This window comes from Pedobacter heparinus DSM 2366 (assembly GCF_000023825.1).
In the GTDB taxonomy this organism is placed as follows: Bacteria; Bacteroidota; Bacteroidia; order Sphingobacteriales; family Sphingobacteriaceae; genus Pedobacter; species Pedobacter heparinus.
The window spans coordinates 2,907,700-2,923,425 of the sequence record NC_013061.1; the positions used below are offsets into that span (position 1 = coordinate 2,907,700).

13 protein-coding genes and 1 other RNA gene are annotated in these 15,726 nt (G+C 42.4%); 5 read left to right on the forward strand and 9 right to left on the reverse strand.

Annotated elements, in window-relative coordinates:
- The 6 genes from kdpB to PHEP_RS22080 form a co-directional block, all read right to left on the reverse strand.
- Nucleotides 1–2,031, reverse strand: a complete 2,031-nt coding sequence (gene kdpB, locus PHEP_RS12425) for a potassium-transporting ATPase subunit KdpB (protein ID WP_015808323.1) — start codon at nucleotides 2,029–2,031, stop codon at nucleotides 1–3.
- Nucleotides 2,032–2,041: 10 nt separating this feature from the next.
- Complete coding sequence (kdpA, locus tag PHEP_RS12430) at nucleotides 2,042–3,760, reverse strand: potassium-transporting ATPase subunit KdpA (protein ID WP_015808324.1); 1,719 nt, start codon at nucleotides 3,758–3,760, stop codon at nucleotides 2,042–2,044.
- A 9-nt stretch (nucleotides 3,761–3,769) separates the two neighbouring features.
- Nucleotides 3,770–3,898, reverse strand: a complete 129-nt coding sequence (locus PHEP_RS22490) for a potassium-transporting ATPase subunit F (protein ID WP_081436850.1) — start codon at nucleotides 3,896–3,898, stop codon at nucleotides 3,770–3,772.
- Between the two features lie 208 nt (nucleotides 3,899–4,106).
- Nucleotides 4,107–4,643: a pyridoxamine 5'-phosphate oxidase family protein gene (locus PHEP_RS12435; RefSeq protein WP_015808325.1), complete on the reverse strand. Its 537-nt coding sequence runs from the start codon at nucleotides 4,641–4,643 to the stop codon at nucleotides 4,107–4,109.
- Nucleotides 4,644–4,729: 86 nt separating this feature from the next.
- Nucleotides 4,730–6,076, reverse strand: coding sequence for a sigma-54-dependent transcriptional regulator (locus PHEP_RS12440; protein ID WP_015808326.1), 1,347 nt, complete (start codon nucleotides 6,074–6,076; stop codon nucleotides 4,730–4,732).
- Between the two features lie 20 nt (nucleotides 6,077–6,096).
- On the reverse strand, nucleotides 6,097–7,011 hold the full coding sequence (locus tag PHEP_RS22080; RefSeq protein ID WP_143715743.1) for a peptidase dimerization domain-containing protein: 915 nt from the start codon (nucleotides 7,009–7,011) through the stop codon (nucleotides 6,097–6,099).
- A 191-nt stretch (nucleotides 7,012–7,202) separates the two neighbouring features.
- Between PHEP_RS22080 and PHEP_RS12450 the strand changes: the two genes are divergently transcribed.
- A complete protein-coding gene (locus tag PHEP_RS12450; RefSeq protein ID WP_015808328.1) occupies nucleotides 7,203–7,856 on the forward strand; it encodes an SCO family protein in 654 nt (217 codons plus the stop codon).
- A gap of 3 nt (nucleotides 7,857–7,859) precedes the next feature.
- A complete protein-coding gene (locus PHEP_RS12455) occupies nucleotides 7,860–8,282 on the forward strand; it encodes a c-type cytochrome (RefSeq protein WP_015808329.1) in 423 nt (140 codons plus the stop codon).
- Nucleotides 8,283–8,290: 8 nt separating this feature from the next.
- Here PHEP_RS12455 and PHEP_RS12460 read toward each other — a convergent pair whose 3' ends face one another.
- The 3 genes from PHEP_RS12460 to PHEP_RS12470 are packed head-to-tail and all read right to left on the reverse strand — an operon-like array spanning nucleotide 8,291 to nucleotide 13,254.
- Nucleotides 8,291–9,604, reverse strand: coding sequence for a PepSY-associated TM helix domain-containing protein (locus PHEP_RS12460; protein WP_015808330.1), 1,314 nt, complete (start codon nucleotides 9,602–9,604; stop codon nucleotides 8,291–8,293).
- Between the two features lie 55 nt (nucleotides 9,605–9,659).
- Nucleotides 9,660–10,883, reverse strand: coding sequence for a DUF4374 domain-containing protein (locus PHEP_RS12465; RefSeq protein WP_015808331.1), 1,224 nt, complete (start codon nucleotides 10,881–10,883; stop codon nucleotides 9,660–9,662).
- A gap of 22 nt (nucleotides 10,884–10,905) precedes the next feature.
- Nucleotides 10,906–13,254 carry a TonB-dependent receptor gene (locus tag PHEP_RS12470; RefSeq protein ID WP_036674057.1) on the reverse strand — a complete coding sequence of 783 codons (2,349 nt, stop codon included), beginning with the start codon at nucleotides 13,252–13,254 and terminating at the stop codon, nucleotides 10,906–10,908.
- Between the two features lie 106 nt (nucleotides 13,255–13,360).
- Here PHEP_RS12470 and PHEP_RS12475 point away from each other — a divergent pair, with 106 nt between their 5' ends.
- The 3 genes from PHEP_RS12475 to PHEP_RS12480 all read left to right on the forward strand — a co-directional run bounded on the left by PHEP_RS12475 (nucleotide 13,361) and on the right by PHEP_RS12480 (nucleotide 15,725).
- On the forward strand, nucleotides 13,361–13,837 hold the full coding sequence (locus PHEP_RS12475; RefSeq protein ID WP_015808333.1) for a helix-turn-helix domain-containing protein: 477 nt from the start codon (nucleotides 13,361–13,363) through the stop codon (nucleotides 13,835–13,837).
- A 40-nt stretch (nucleotides 13,838–13,877) separates the two neighbouring features.
- Nucleotides 13,878–14,256, forward strand: an RNA gene (rnpB, locus tag PHEP_RS21785) — RNase P RNA component class A.
- Between the two features lie 62 nt (nucleotides 14,257–14,318).
- A complete protein-coding gene (locus PHEP_RS12480) occupies nucleotides 14,319–15,725 on the forward strand; it encodes a sigma-54-dependent transcriptional regulator (protein WP_015808335.1) in 1,407 nt (468 codons plus the stop codon).
- Nucleotide 15,726: the final 1 nt, after the last annotated feature.

Here is a 15,726-nt window from a genome sequence, read left to right on the forward strand (position 1 = left end):
TTAAATAAATAATCCTACCATCAGGTCAATTAATTTTATGCCGATGAAAGGTGCAATTACCCCTCCTAACCCATATATAAACAGGTTTCTGCGCAGCAAGGCGCTGGCACCTATGGGTTTATAGGCAACACCTTTTAAGGCCAGGGGAATGAGGAAAGGAATGATGATGGCATTAAAAATTACGGCCGATAAAATTGCACTTTCAGGACTGTGTAGCCCCATGATATTCAAATGCTGTAAAGCAGGGATGGAAGCAATAAACAGGGCCGGTACAATGGCAAAATATTTGGCCACATCGTTTGCGATAGAGAAGGTGGTTAGCGTGCCACGGGTAATCAGCAGTTGTTTGCCGATCTCTACGATCTCGATCAGTTTGGTAGGGTCATTGTCCAGGTCGACCATATTACCGGCTTCTTTAGCTGCCTGCGTACCACTGTTCATGGCCACGCCTACATCGGCCTGTGCCAAAGCGGGGGCATCATTGGTACCATCACCCATCATGGCTACCAGTTTACCCAGTGCCTGCTCCTCTTTGATATAGTTCATTTTATCTTCCGGCTTGGCTTCGGCAATAAAATCATCAACCCCTGCTTTTTCGGCGATGAACTTAGCGGTTAAGGGATTATCACCGGTTACCATTACGGTTTTCACCCCCATCTTGCGCAAGCGTTCAAAACGTTCACTGATGCCGGGCTTAATGATATCCTGCAGTTCGATTACTCCGATGGCTTTTTCATTTTCGGCAACTACCAATGGGGTACCACCATTGTTGGCTATAGCTTTAACCTGGTCTTCAATATCCATTGGAAAAGGGTTTCCGGCCATCAACACGATGTTACGGATAGCGTCAAATGCCCCTTTCCGGATGCGTTTTCCATCAGGGGTATCAATACCGCTCGAACGTGTTTCGGCAGTAAATTTGATAAATTTTGCTCCTTCAGGTGCAACAGCATGACTATGGCTGTCCTGTAAAGCCGCAAGCTCTACTATAGATTTTCCTTCAGGCGTATCATCTGCCAGTGAGCTCAGCACACAGGCATCCATGAAGTTTTTGATCACTATCCCGGTGGTAGGGTAAAAATTTGTGGCCTTACGATTACCTATGGTAATGGTTCCGGTTTTATCTAAGAGGAGGACATCTATGTCGCCAGCAGTTTCAACTGCCTTGCCCGATTTGGTGATCACATTGGTCCTTAATGCCCTATCCATCCCCGCAATGCCAATGGCAGAAAGGAGCCCGCCAATGGTTGTAGGGATCAGACATACAAACAGGGAGATCAGGGCTGCTATAGTGATCGGCGTATTTGCATAATCGGCAAAAGGCTTTAAGGTTACGCATACGATGATGAAAACCAGGGTAAAACTGGCCAGCAAAATGGTCAAAGCAATTTCATTGGGTGTTTTCTGACGGGATGCACCTTCTACCAGGGCGATCATCTTATCCAGAAAGCTCTCGCCAGGCTGAGTGCTTACCTGTACTTTGATCTCATCAGAAAGCACTTTTGTACCACCGGTTACGGATGATTTGTCGCCACCCGATTCGCGGATAACGGGGGCTGATTCACCTGTAATGGCCGATTCATCAATTGTAGCTATACCTTCAATGATCTCGCCATCGGTGGGGATGGTATCGCCTGCTTCGCAGATAAATACATCCCCTTTTTTGAGCAGGTTTGAAGAGCGCACCTCAACCTTTCCATTGCTCAGCAATACTTTGGCCGGTGTTTCTTCCCTGGTTTTCCTTAAACTGTCGGCCTGAGCTTTTCCGCGGGCTTCGGCAATGGCCTCGGCAAAGTTGGCAAAAAGTACGGTAAGCAATAAGATCAGGAAAATAAAGAAGTTGTATACGGCCGATCCCTGTCCGGGGTTGTTCATTGAATAAATGGTAACATAGGCCATAATGGCCGTACCGATCTCGACCGTGAACATGACAGGGTTACGGACCATCACCCTTGGGTCGAGTTTAATAAAAGACTGTTTAAATGCAGTTTGCACTAAAGCAGGTTCAAATAATTTATGAGAAGTTTTCATCTGTCTGTTTCTATTTAAGCATCGTAAAATATTCTGCCAGGGGGCCTAAGGCCAGTGCAGGGAAATAAGAAAGTGCATTTAACACCAGGATTACTGCAAAGGTCATCAGGCTGAAAGTCAGCGTATCTGTTTTTAGCGTACCAGCCGATTCGGGGATGTATTTTTTGGCACCTAGTAAACCGGCAATAGCCACCGGACCAATTATGGGCAGGAAACGACCAAGTATCAATACGAAACCTGTGGCCACGTTCCAGAATACATTGTTGTCGCCCAGCCCTTCAAAGCCCGAGCCATTGTTGGCATTGGAGGAGGTCATTTCATATAACATTTCAGAGAAGCCATGAAAGCCGGGATTGTTCAGCCAGTTTTTGGGCTGTACGGCCCAGGCCGCATCCCCATGGTTTGTAAAGACATAACTGGCTATAGCGGTACCAGCCAAAATCAAAAAAGGGCTTAACAACGTGATCAGCGCCGCTATCTTGATTTCCCTGGCCTCTACCTTATGCCCAAGAAACTCTGGTGTACGGCCCACCATCAGTCCGGAAATAAATACAGCGATGATCAGGTAAATAAAGTAATTCAACATCCCTACTCCACAGCCCCCGTAAAAGGAGTTGATCATCATGCCCAGCAATTGCCAGGTTCCTGTTAAAGGCATGGTGCTGTCGTGCATGCTGTTTACCGAACCGGTAGAGATGATGGTGGTTACTGTACTCCAGTAAGCAGATATGGCTGGACCAAAACGTACCTCTTTACCCTCCATGGCGCCTGTAGCCTGCGAAATACCCATTTTTGCAATTGCCGGATTACCCCCCAGTTCGCTGCTCAGCGTAGGGACCAGCAGGAGCAGCATGCCTATGGTCATTACCCCGAAGATCATCCAGGCCAGTTTTTTACGCCTGATGAAGTAACCGAAGGCAATGACCATGGCGATGGGGATGATCACCTGGGCAATCAGTTCGACCATAGCGGTCAGGTAATTTGGATTTTCCAAAGGGTGTGAAGAATTGGCACCAAACCAGCCTCCACCATTGGTACCCAGGTGTTTTATGGCAATAAAGCCGGCGGCCGGGCCACGGGATACATTTACGGTATCACCCTGCAGGGAGATAAACTGGTCTTTACCTTCGTAACTGGTTGGTGTGCCATTAAAAGCCAGGATAAGGGCCATAATTAAAGACAGGGGCAATAACAAACGGGTAATTGATTTTACAAAGAAATCCCAGAAGTTGCCCAGTTTAACCGAAGTTTTATCTCTGAAAGCTTTAAAAAACACGACCGCAGCAGCTATACCGGTTGCACAGCTTACAAACTGTAAAAACATGAGTACATAATGCTGGGTGAGGTAACTTACCCCAGATTCTCCGGAATAATGTTGCAGGTTACAGTTTACGACAAAACTGATAATGGTATTGAAAGACAGATCTGCCGTCATACCGGGATTACCATCAGGGTTCAGGGGTAGTTTATCCTGGTATATCAGTACAAAAAAACCGTATACCAGCCAAACCAGGTTAATGGTAAGCAGTGCTTTCATGTGCTGCTTCCAGTTCATCTCTTCTTTGGGGTTGATTCCGGACAGCTTAAATATGCCGTTTTCGAGTGGTTTCAGAAAGTCTGTCCAGACTTTTTCTCCGGCAAAAACTTTTGCCAGGTATTTACCCAGCGGAATAGCTATGACCAGCGTGAGCAGGTAAGTAGCAACAATTCCAAGTAATTCAGTGTTCATAGTTTTTAATTAAAATTTTTCTGGTTTAATCAGCACGTAGATCATATAGATGAAGACGGCGATTGCGATAAGGAATAATGCGATCATAACTTTTAGATTTTTTCGAACCAGTCGATTGATTTGTAAAATAACCTGCATAAGATGAGCAGGGCAAGGAGCAAAAGGATTGTTAACATAATTGTGTTGTTTTTGAGAAGCTATAGCCAATTGGCATACCACAAGAAGAAAAAAATACACAACTATCTATAAATCAATATGTAAAAGAAAATACAAAAAACCTGGTAAATAAAAAACCCTTCCATTTTGGAAGGGTTTTTATCATTATGGAAGCTTAGGGAAACCTGTGTTAAATGTTGATCCTTCCTTCTACTGAGTCATCCAGTGTTTTGCCAATTGCTGTACCGATCATCATTTTAACACCTGCAACCAGGTTACCATGCTTGTTATCCCAGTAATACCCGAAAGACGGCACTATTTTTAACAGCGAAATACGGGGATCATTCTCCCCTTCTGTAAACCATACTTTCAGGAAGGGGCTCCAAAGTTCCTTTATTTTTGTCTTGTCGTCATGAATACTTGCTTCTGCGGTAAGATATAGGTAATCCGAATGCTTAGAGCCCTGAAAATAGAGTTTTACCCTTGAATCAAGTGCTACTTCGGCATTTACATGGCTGTCATTTGCACTGATGACCCATAGGTTCCCCTCATCATCCACCTGTTGGATAGTCATTGGTCTTACGCCTCCGGAAGGTCCGGAAGCCGGTTCTGTACAAAAAAAACAGGTTTCAGCCTGCTCTATTAGCTCTTTGATTTTTTTTACGGCTTCTTCCCGGCCTAAATTTTCTATAGTATCTTCCGGCTGATTTTTATTAATGCTGTTCATAGGAATAGGAGTTAGATAAATTTTATGTTCCTAATAAACAGGTTATGGATGGGAATGTTTCCGCTCTTTTAAGAAAATGAAATTGTTCACACTGCCGTGCCTATTTTCAGTTCTTCAATTTTACGGTACAGGGTAGTCAGGCCAATTCCCAATAGTCTTGCGGTTTCTGTTTTATTGCCACGGGTGTATTTCAGTACTTTAATGATGTGCTGTTTTTCCACGGATTCCATTTTTAAGGCATCAGTCTCAGGAATTTGTCCACCCAGATGAAACTCATAAGGCAGCAGGCTGCTGCTGAGTTCCTGCCCATCCGCCAGAATAGCCACACGTTCCATCACATTTTTCAGTTCCCTGATGTTACCTTTCCAGGCGTGTTTCAACAACAATTCTTCAAAATCAGTATCCATTTTAAACTCGGGCTTGTTCACCTTATCTGCAAACTCTTTCAGATAATGCCTGGCGATCAATAAAATGTCAGATTTACGCTGCGATAAAGCAGGCAGCTCTATAAAAAACACAGAGAGCCGGTAATACAGGTCGAGCCTGAACCTACCTGCTTCTGCTTCCAGTTTCAGATCTCTGTTGGTAGCTGCTATGATGCGTACATTTACTTTGCTGGTCTGCGTATCGCCCACCTTAATAAAGGTTTGGTTTTCCAATACCCTCAGCAATTTGGCCTGCAGTTCCATGTTCATTTCTCCTATTTCATCTAAAAATATAGTGCCTTCATGGGCTTCCTCCAGCAAACCCTTCTTGTCTTTAACCGCCCCGGTAAAGGCACCTTGTTTATGGCCAAACAATTCACTTTCCAGCAGTTCATGGTTAAAACCACTGCAATTTACGGCAACAAAGGGTTTCATTTTACGGGGACTTTCGTAATGGATGGCCTGTGCAAACACTTCCTTACCCGTTCCGGTCTCGCCCAAAAGCAATACAGTGGTATCTGTGGCCGCTACTTTTCTGGCTAGTTCTATGGCTGCTATGATGGCTTTCGACCGGCCCAGAATCCCCTCAAAACTATACTTTTTACCTACCTTGTTTTCCAGCTCATTTATGCGGTACTGCAGCTTTGCCTTATCCAAAGCTTTGTAAACCAATGGAATGATCTTATCGTTATCATCGCCTTTGGTAATGTAATCAAAGGCACCATTGCGCATGGCCATTACCCCGTCGGCTATGGTGCCAAAGGCCGTCAGGTTAATTACCTCTGCATAAGGCTTTATTTTTTTAATTTCCCTGACCAGCTCGACACCGTTAATATCAGGAAGTTTTACATCGCTTATGACTACATATACATCCTGACTGGAAAGAATTTTGAGCCCCTCCTTTCCGGTACCGGCCTGAAAGACCTTAAAACCTTCCAGTTCTATAATGCGTGCCAAAAGGCTGCATATTTTTTTTTCGTCATCAATGATCAGAACCGTATTCTGCATAGCCTATAATTTCAGCAATATTAGCAATTATTCGAGACAAGTATGTCGTCATGAACGTCAAATTTACTCCTGATGTGGTTCCTTACCGTATTCAGGATTTCCTTTGCTGTATAACTGTGATCGTATCTGATCTCGACTGTAAAACTACATTGGCCCGCCAGATTATTTGTCATGATATCTGTATGAATTGCAGTTACCTGCATCCTTACCGGATCAGGTAAATCCCTTTCTATTGGAAAAACGTATTCAGAAAACCATCTGATATCGTTTAATGCTGTACATAGTGCATTGGTTCCTTCTGCAAAAGGAACCAGACTTGCTCCAGGATGAGCAGTACACTCGAGCCGCATTACCTGTAGCCGGTTTATATTTTTTGCAGACTGCCCTCCTTCTGCCTTATGCGGATCGAAGAGCATGGCCGTACACAAACAATTGCATCGCTTTTTATTTTCCAGAATGTTATAATTTACACAGCTTTTGCAACCTTCCCAAAAAAATTCGTCCTGCGTGATCTGGGCAAAACTAACCGGTTCAAATCCCAGCTGGGTGTTCAGCTTCATCATTGCGGCGCCAGAGGTGATACTGAAAATCTTTGCCCCTGGATACCTGCTGCGCGACATCCTGAAAATCCGCTCCTTAATTGCCCTTGCTACACCTGCATGGCGAAACCTGGGCGCAACGATAAGACCAGAGTTGGCCACAAAACTGTTGTTTTGCCAGACTTCAAAATAGGCAAAGCCTACCCATTCGCCAGTACCAGTAACTGCAACCACAGCTTTTCCACCCTTCATTTTTTCGGCAATGCTTTCCACTGTACGGTTGGAAATACCGGAGCCACGTGCTACGGCCGAAGCAGCGGTTTCATTTACAATTTCATGTGCATACCTGATGTCTTCTTCAGTTGCTATACGTACAAATATCATTTGATTATCCATGATAAATTCAATTTTACAAGCCCCTTTCAAAGTGGATGCCTGTTTGGGCCGGTGCTTAGAAAAGCGTATAAAAACCATTGAAAACATCATTTATTTATTTCATGACCTTTTTATGGCAATAGGAAACCTTATCAAAATGGCAGGGTTAATTTCATTTTAGTTACCTTTGTTCGTCCCAATCCTATCACAACATGAAATTAAGATCCCATATACCCCTTTCTTTTTTAATTCTTTTGGTTTTTATACTTTCTGCCTGCGGTGATGCAAAAAAGCTACCTGTATTGGGGCCCAGGACAACAGAAACGGTTAAAAATGCTGACGGAACGACCCGCGTGGATACTGTTTTTAAAACGATTCCGGCATTTAGCTTCTTAAACCAGGATTCTGTAAACATTACCCAGGATAAGTTTAAAGACAAGATTTATATAGCCGATTTCTTTTTTACTTCCTGCACCACCATTTGTCCGACTATGCACCGCAACATGAAAGCGATTTTTGAAAAATACAAGGACAATCCTGAGGTAATGTACCTTTCACATACCATTGATTTTAAGTATGATACACCTGCTGTACTTAAAAAATATGCGCAGAAACTTGGTGTTGATGATGGCAGATGGCAGTTTGTTTATGGCATTAAGGACAGCGTGTATAAGATAGCCGAGAAGGACTATCTGGTAGCCGTAATTGAAGATACGACTGCTAAAGACGGCTATATACATCAGGGCTGGCTGGTATTGATAGATAAACAAAAGCGCATTCGCGGTGCTTATGATGGTACCGATACCAAGCAGGTAGACCAATTGATGAAAGACATTCCGGTTTTACTGGCTGAAGATAAAAAGTAAAATATGCGCAGGTATTTTATAGGTTTACTGTTTTTATTTGCTGTTGCCACCATCATATTTTCCTGCCAGGATGCCGGCAAAATTAAACAGGATGTTTATTATGTAAATGGACGTGATCTGTACCTGAAGCATTGCCAGAACTGTCATGGGGCCAATGGCGAAGGCCTGGGTACTTTAACACCGCCACTAACCGATACCATCTTTTTAAAAGTAAACAAACAAAAACTGGCCTGTTTTATTAAAAATGGTATAAAAGAGCCCATTACAGTGGGTGGGCTGGAGTATGAAGGCACTATGCCAGGTTTTGCCAATCTTCAAAACATAGACATTGCCCAGCTCCTGGTTTACATTAGTAATTCATTTGGCAATCATCAGGGGATGTATACTTATGAGCAGGTAGCCAAAGATCTTAAAAGCTGTAAATAGCGGCCAGGCTAAAGCGGCACTTCATCAGCAACTGCTATTGCTACCTTCTTTTTTCCGGCCAGCTTTTGAACCACATGGCCTGTTTCTTTTACAGGCTTCTTTTTCTTTTTAAATTTCCGGCCATACCAGATCAAAAACCCTGTTATAGGCAGACTTGCCCCTATTAATGAAGCCAGAAAGGCCATTACCTTACCCGGAAACCCAAGTATACTTCCTACATGAATGTCGTAATTCATTTTACGGAGCTTGCCACCAAGGCCTGCTTCAGCATAAGCTGTGGAATAGATATCTGCCCTGGGGAGTTCTTTAGCCGTATGCTGATCAAAAGTATAACCCTGGCTATTGTAAAACTGACCAGTATTGGGATATACTGTAATGCCGATTGTAGCCTTAGCTTTTGAAGTATCCGGGAAATTATAATAAAAGCCCTGCGATTTTGGATGTTTTGCAATGACCTTATTCCAGGCCAGATCCATAGCCGCCTCTGGTGTATAATATTTATTGGCCTGCAGGGAATCTGATTCCAGCCTTTTAAATTCTGCCAGTTTTTCTCCTCCGGTGGTTACCCAATATAAACCTTCACTATACCATTTAATGCCATAGACCATACCCGTAAGTGCAATGGCCAGCAAAAACAGCAATGAATAAAAACCCAGTACATTGTGCAGATCGAGGTTTACCCTTTTAAACGAAGCTCCCCATTTGACCTTAAAACTCTTGTCGCGCGTAGATTTGTTCCATTTTTTGGGATACCACCAGATCAGACCTGTAATCAGGAGCAGTACAAATACCAGGGTTCCATAATTTACAATAGGCCGGCCAATCTCATAAGGCATCCAAAGAAACCGGTGACCGTTCAGAATGAACCTGAAAAAATCAGTCTCATTTTTTTTTCTGACTTCCGTAACCACCACTGCTCCGGTATAGGGGTTAATTTTAAGGGTAGTACCCCCGCCCCTTCTTCCAGCTCCTCTTTCGCCCCTTCCTTTTTTTTCTACTTTATCTTTCAGGTTAAGGTTAATGGTACGCCCCTGCTGATAAGTGGCATATGCCGGTAGTTTATCTGGATAATCGCGGGCTACAATGGCCGACAACTGTCCGGGTGTGAGTACGGGTTTATCTTGTTTTTCAATTCTTGTTTTTGGTTCCAGCAGGCCATTGATCTCTTCATTAAATACCCAGATACAACCTGTTAGACAAACAATCAGCACAATGATACCGGAGGCAAGCCCCAGCCATAAGTGAAGCCATTTATTGATCCTGGTAAAAAGAGTATCCTTACTCTTTTTATTTGGAACTGAATTTTTGTTTCCTGTAGTCATTGTGCTGATGTATTTGGTATTAAAATGTAATTTTTATGGATGTTTAAGATGGGTATTATGGTAAATGCTGGATAGCTGTAATCAGTCCTCCTTCTACTTTCAGTCCTTTTACAGCTGTGCCGGCTGCAGCATCTATTTTATATACATAAGTAGTTCCGTCTTTCAGGTTAAAACCGATATAAGCATGCTTACCATCATTTGGTGCATAGTTATTGGTGGTGACAGTCTGAATATCTGCAGCAGCAGGTGTACCAGATATCAGTTTAAATGTTTTATCGGCCACATTGACAACAGCAAGTTGTTTACCTGTAACATAAGCACCTTTTTCTGCTTTTGGCGTAACATTGGCTATAAAATTATTGCTGCCAATATAGATCCAGTTGGTGACTACATAACCACCCGAAATGGTTTCAAAATTGTAAAAATAGCTCTGGTCAAATTCAGTGGTACCCGCCTTAATTCTGGTAATTGCAGAAGGTTTAGTTGAAGTTAACACTCCGCCATTAACAGCTACAGAAGAAGAAAATGCATAAACATCCCCATTTTCGACCAGGCCAAGTCCGTCTACAAAGTATCTGCCGATAAAGCTGGTACGTGTATCTTTAATTACTTTTTCCAGCTGCATGGCCGGATAAGAATAAACCGCTATACCTGCAAAATCCGGGTAATCCGTTTCAAACGATCTGTTCTTGATCGAGAAAAATGGGGCAAATACCTTAGTACCCACCTGTTTGATCCAGCTAAAATGGGCAATCTCGCCGTTACCAGTGGGTGCAATGGCATCAATTGTACCCTCGCCACTAATGGCAGTGCTATTATTGGTATTTACCCGGTAATAGTTGGCCAGTGTGGCGCCCGTTTCATTGATGGTACGTGGGATTTTAAGCATCAGTATATCCTCGTTTACCGGTGCAAAAGCCTGAACGGTTTCTGAAACAAAATTAGAAAGTTTGTTTAATTTACCGTCTTTCACATCATAGGAAGTTACAGCACCTGGATTTCCCTGTCCGTACAACATACTGAAAAACTTGTTATTGGCCGTTACATAATAACGGTAGGTACCATCTTGCTCCACTCCGTTTCCTATAATAGATACCGCACCTTCATCTAAGCTGCTGGCGGTTACCAGATAGTCGGCAACCCCGGTAGAGGCAATTGGTGTAACAGCGAGTACAAAGTTACCTGGATTTTCAGGTATGTTATTTTTATCTTTTTTGCAGGAAGTTAATGCTGCTGCAAATGCAACAGCCATAATCGCTTTTGTAAGCTTTGCTTTCATATCAATTGTTTTTAATGGTGTATTAATTGTTTTTGTTAAAGAAATATCTTAGGTTGAGGTAGAAACCGCGACCTGGCTTTTGCAGGCTAAAATTGTCAAAAAGGTCTTCATTGGTAAGATTTTTGGCTTCCAGTCCGATATTATACCTTCCTTTAGCCATGCTGTATACAAAGTTCAGGTCATGTGCAAGCTGCTGGGGAACTTCCCGTTTTGCATCATTTGCACTTTTTCCACCCAGGCTGGGCCAGTACAGCCAAAAAGCATGTACATACAATAAATTATAACCAATGCTCAGGTTATTGTTCTTATTTCCAACATTTTTAAGTGATACAGAGATGTCTGCATTTCCATATAAATACGGAATATTCGGCATCTGATCTAAATACAATGGGCTTACAGCACTATAATTGGGTTCATATTTCTGAAGATTGCGCAGAAACTGATAAGTAAACGTAGATCCGGCTGAGAGCCAGTCTTTATAGGAATATCTGATCTCAGCATCTCCCCCCCAGGTGCTTACTCCTTCCCGGTTATCGGCCACCAGTTTGGTCTGGTTCAGGTTTAGTCTATTGTAAATAAATTGGTCCGATTGCCTGTAAATTGCATTGGCGGTAATGGAAAAATTGTGTATTTTATTTAATGAAAAGCCATAAATAAGGCCAAGGTTGATGTTGTCACTTTTTTCAGGTTTCAAGGCAGGGTTGCCATCCATATTTTCCAGGTCGCCAAATATCTCGTTGGCTTCAGGCATACGGTTTGTGAGTTCATAAGAACCTTTAAGTTGTAAACTTGAATTGAAATAATAAGTGACTGCTGTACCGTATCCTATTTTTTCTATGGCCGACTCTCCTGTAGCGGCAGTTCCGTTAACATTGTTCTGATAAATGTATTTTCCAAATAAGTTGACACTCCACCTGTCTTTCACATTATAACTATAGCCTAGCCCGAGTACGTTCTTATAGGTCTTTTTAAGCAGGTTACTGATATTGTTTGCCGGGTTCAGCAGGTCGTTGGTCTTACGGTTGAAAGTAGTAAAAACATTGTTCAGGGCCACCGACTGGTTGTCGCTGATGTTATAATTGACCATAGCAGTGGCTAAACCATTATTGTTTCTGTATTTAGCAAAAGTTCTTCCACGCTCTCCACTGGTACCTGTATTTTTAGGTACGCCATACCAATCGTACCTTACATTCATGGTATCAATATTCTGTTCATACCCCAAATTGTAGTTGGCATTCACCGTAACATCCAGGCCTTTAATCAGGTCTGTTTTTTTATACTTCAAAGAAGGCATTACAATACTTCCACGTCTGTGTAAAGCACCAAATACAGCTTCCATGCGTGCGCCGGTTTGTATTTCCTTATAATTTTTACCCAATGTAATGCCCAACAATAATTTATCAGCAAAGCCTTTATCTACCAGTCCGACGTTTGCAATCACTGTTTCATTGTGATAGTTATCATGAAATCTTCTCAATTTGATGTCTTCCTTTACACCCGTATTTATAGTAGAGAGCGTTACCTTATAATCATTGTCGGAATAGTTTTGAAAAGCATTCAATTGTACAGTAAAGCCACTTTTACTTGTGGCAACCGTATTGAAAACAGTCCTGTGCGTATTAAAAGAACCATACGCATAAGCAGCATCTATAAAATTGCGCTGACGGTCGCCCGTTACTATATTGATGGCCCCACCAAGCGCATCAGCGCCAAGCCACATGGGTACTACCCCTTTGTAAACTTCTATGCGTTCTGCGACATTAATGGGAATATTATTGATCTGAAAAGAGCTGCCAAAGTTATCCATCGGGATTCCATCAATAAAATACCTGATGTGATTTCCTGAAAAACCATTTAAAGAAAGGTTAAAGTTAGACCCTACCCCACCAGATTCCCTTACACGTATACCGGCAACCCTATCCAGTGCACCAGAAATATCCAGTGTAGTGTTGTATAGTTTTTTAGCATCAACAGCCGTTACATTAAAGGCCTGCCTGTTGGTTTCCTGGACTACGGTCCGCCCGATTACCGAGACTTCAGAAAGGTCGTTGTCCCTAGCTTTTAACACCAGCTGTATACCTGAAGTATTACCTGTTATTGTTACCTTTTGTATCCTATCGGCATAGCCAATATATTTCACTTTTAAACGGTATTCACCTGCAGGAATATTTCTGATGCTGAATTTCCCTTCTCCGTCTGTTACTGAGGATTTATTGCTGCCCTGCAATACAACTCCTGCACCTGTGAGTAGTTCTCCACTACCAGATTTTACAATACCTTCAAGTGTATATCCTTGTTGTGCCTGGGCATAAAAGCTACTGAAGATGAGGAAAATCAACATTAAATACCTGTATCTGGTAAAAATTTGCATCTTTGAATTATTAATATTTATTTAGACTTATTCTTAATTGATGCAAAAGTATGTGTTACTTTGTACGAGAGTTGCAGGAATTTATACGAATTAAGCAGAAAAAATTATGGTAGATATTTACATTAAAGATGTTTCAGGGAACATTATTTTCAGGGAAAAGATGGAGCTCAGTAAAGTTAGCGAACTGCTGCTGCTGGTTAAGAAGTTTACCATACCGTCGTCATCCCTTTCGGGCGCAGGCTGGACAGAAAAAGAAACAGATACTTTTACCGCTATTGCCGAAATGATCGGGAACGAGCTGTCGAGAAATTTTTCCATCCAGGAGCTGGCAAACCATGCGGGCATGAACCGTACCAAGCTTCAGGCGGGCTTTAAGCAGGTATACAAAAAAACGATCAACTCATTTACGCATGATTTAAAAATGGAGCGGGCCAAAGTGCTGCTGACGGCTGCACAGGGCATTGGTTTGAAGGAAATAGCCGGTATGCTGGGCTATCGTTATACCAATCACTTCTCAGCAGCATTTAAGAAAAAATTTGGTATTTCACCTTCAACATTCAAGAACAACAATTACCGGAACTGATTCATCAGCTAATATACATTCTTTTCCTATCTTTGCTGAAAATGCAAGCTGTTCTATCGCTGGCCCGGTTCGCCGGGAAAGAGGAAAGTCCGGGCAACACAGAGCATCCCGCTTCCTAACGGGAAGAGGTTCAGGAATGAATACCTGAATTATGGAAAGTGCCGCAGAAAATATACCGCCGATGGCTTTTAAGCACAGGTAAGGTTGAAAACGTGAGGTAAGGGCTCACGAGTTTTGCCAGTGATGGCAAGGTTGGTAAACCCCGGGAGTTGAAAGACCAAATAGGCTAACGCATGTAGGGCTGCTCGTCCGATGTTAGTGGGTAGGTCGTTAGAGATAAATGGCAACATTTATAGTAGATTAATGGTAGAAGCCCGATTTATCGGGAACAGAACCCGGCTTACAGGCTTGCATTTTTTATTTTATAAATGGGTTATTAAAATTATATTAGTAGCCAGACACAAAATGATTAGCATTACCTATGGCAAAATTATTAATAATTGATGATGAAAGGGCAATAAGAAGTACGCTCCGTGAGATTTTAGAATACGAGAATTACGAGGTTGAAGATATTGACAATGGTATTGACGGACTGGAACTGATCAAAAAAAAGAAATTTGATCTTGTACTGTGCGACATTAAAATGAATAAAATGGATGGTATGGAAGTACTGGAACAGGCCCTGGCCTATAGTCCGGATCTTCCTTTCATCATGATATCTGGCCATGGTACTGTAGAAACCGCCATAGAAGCCAGCAAAAAAGGGGCGTTTGATTTTATATCTAAACCACCCGATCTGAACAGATTGTTGATTACAGTCAGAAATGCCCTGGACAGGGGTAATCTGGTTACTGAAACTAAGGTATTAAAAAGAAAAGTAAGCAAGACCAGGGACATCCTGGGCAGTTCAGAAAATATTGGAAAAATTAAAGAAACCATTGAACGTGTTGCGCCTACTGAAGCCAGGGTATTGATTACAGGTGCAAATGGTAGTGGTAAAGAGTTGGTGGCACGCTGGCTGCACGAGAAATCGCAACGTGCAGAAAGTCCGCTTATAGAAGTAAACTGTGCTGCAATCCCGTCGGAACTGATAGAAAGTGAACTATTTGGTCATGAAAAGGGTTCATTTACCTCTGCAGTAAAACAACGTATCGGTAAGTTTGAACTGGCCAATGGCGGCACTTTGTTTTTAGATGAGATTGGCGACATGAGCCTGTCTGCGCAGGCTAAAGTACTTCGAGCCTTACAGGAACATAAAATTACACGTGTAGGTGGAGAAAAAGAACTGGAAGTCAATGTCCGAGTACTGGCGGCGACAAATAAAGACTTGCTCAAAGAAATTGAAGCCGGAAATTTCAGAATGGACTTATACCACCGTTTAAATGTGATCAATATTCATGTTCCACATTTAACTGAGCGTACAGAGGACATCCCCGAAATTGCCTTAAACTTTCTTGAAGAAATTTGCAGGGACTACGGTATGCCGGTTAAAAAAATCAGTGATGGGGCTATGACAGCCTTACAGGCTTTGCCATGGACAGGGAATGTCCGTGAATTGCACAATATGATTGAGCGGCTGATTATTTTAAGTGATAAGGTTATTACTGAAAATGATGTAATTGCTTTTGCGAATCCTGGCGGCGGGACCAATATTGGGGCTGTAAATACGGCGAATGGCCAGTCAGGACTGGCGCATGGGCCGACAGTTGATTATGATAAATTTAATAATTTCCAGGATTATAAAGATCATGCAGAAAGGGAATTTATTAAATTCAAGCTGGAAAAAAACAACTGGAATGTATCTAAAACAGCTGATGATATTGAAATCCAGCGTAGTCACCTATACAGTAAGATTGAAAAATTCGGTTTGAAAAGGGTAGCAGAATAAG

What these genes read in the sequence shown, in the direction of transcription:
- PHEP_RS12475 (WP_015808333.1), top strand. Translation starts at nt 13,361, where the DNA reads ATGGTAGATATTTACATTAAAGATGTTTCAGGGAACATTATTTTCAGG.
- kdpB (WP_015808323.1), bottom strand. Translation starts at nt 2,031, where the DNA reads ATGAAAACTTCTCATAAATTATTTGAACCTGCTTTAGTGCAAACTGCA.
- PHEP_RS12440 (WP_015808326.1), bottom strand. Translation starts at nt 6,076, where the DNA reads ATGCAGAATACGGTTCTGATCATTGATGACGAAAAAAAAATATGCAGC.
- PHEP_RS12455 (WP_015808329.1), top strand. Translation starts at nt 7,860, where the DNA reads ATGCGCAGGTATTTTATAGGTTTACTGTTTTTATTTGCTGTTGCCACC.
- PHEP_RS12450 (WP_015808328.1), top strand. Translation starts at nt 7,203, where the DNA reads ATGAAATTAAGATCCCATATACCCCTTTCTTTTTTAATTCTTTTGGTT.
- PHEP_RS12470 (WP_036674057.1), bottom strand. Translation starts at nt 13,254, where the DNA reads ATGCAAATTTTTACCAGATACAGGTATTTAATGTTGATTTTCCTCATC.
- PHEP_RS12435 (WP_015808325.1), bottom strand. Translation starts at nt 4,643, where the DNA reads ATGAACAGCATTAATAAAAATCAGCCGGAAGATACTATAGAAAATTTA.
- PHEP_RS12460 (WP_015808330.1), bottom strand. Translation starts at nt 9,604, where the DNA reads ATGACTACAGGAAACAAAAATTCAGTTCCAAATAAAAAGAGTAAGGAT.
- PHEP_RS22080 (WP_143715743.1), bottom strand. Translation starts at nt 7,011, where the DNA reads ATGGATAATCAAATGATATTTGTACGTATAGCAACTGAAGAAGACATC.
- kdpA (WP_015808324.1), bottom strand. Translation starts at nt 3,760, where the DNA reads ATGAACACTGAATTACTTGGAATTGTTGCTACTTACCTGCTCACGCTG.
- PHEP_RS22490 (WP_081436850.1), bottom strand. Translation starts at nt 3,898, where the DNA reads ATGCAGGTTATTTTACAAATCAATCGACTGGTTCGAAAAAATCTAAAA.
- PHEP_RS12480 (WP_015808335.1), top strand. Translation starts at nt 14,319, where the DNA reads ATGGCAAAATTATTAATAATTGATGATGAAAGGGCAATAAGAAGTACG.
- PHEP_RS12465 (WP_015808331.1), bottom strand. Translation starts at nt 10,883, where the DNA reads ATGAAAGCAAAGCTTACAAAAGCGATTATGGCTGTTGCATTTGCAGCA.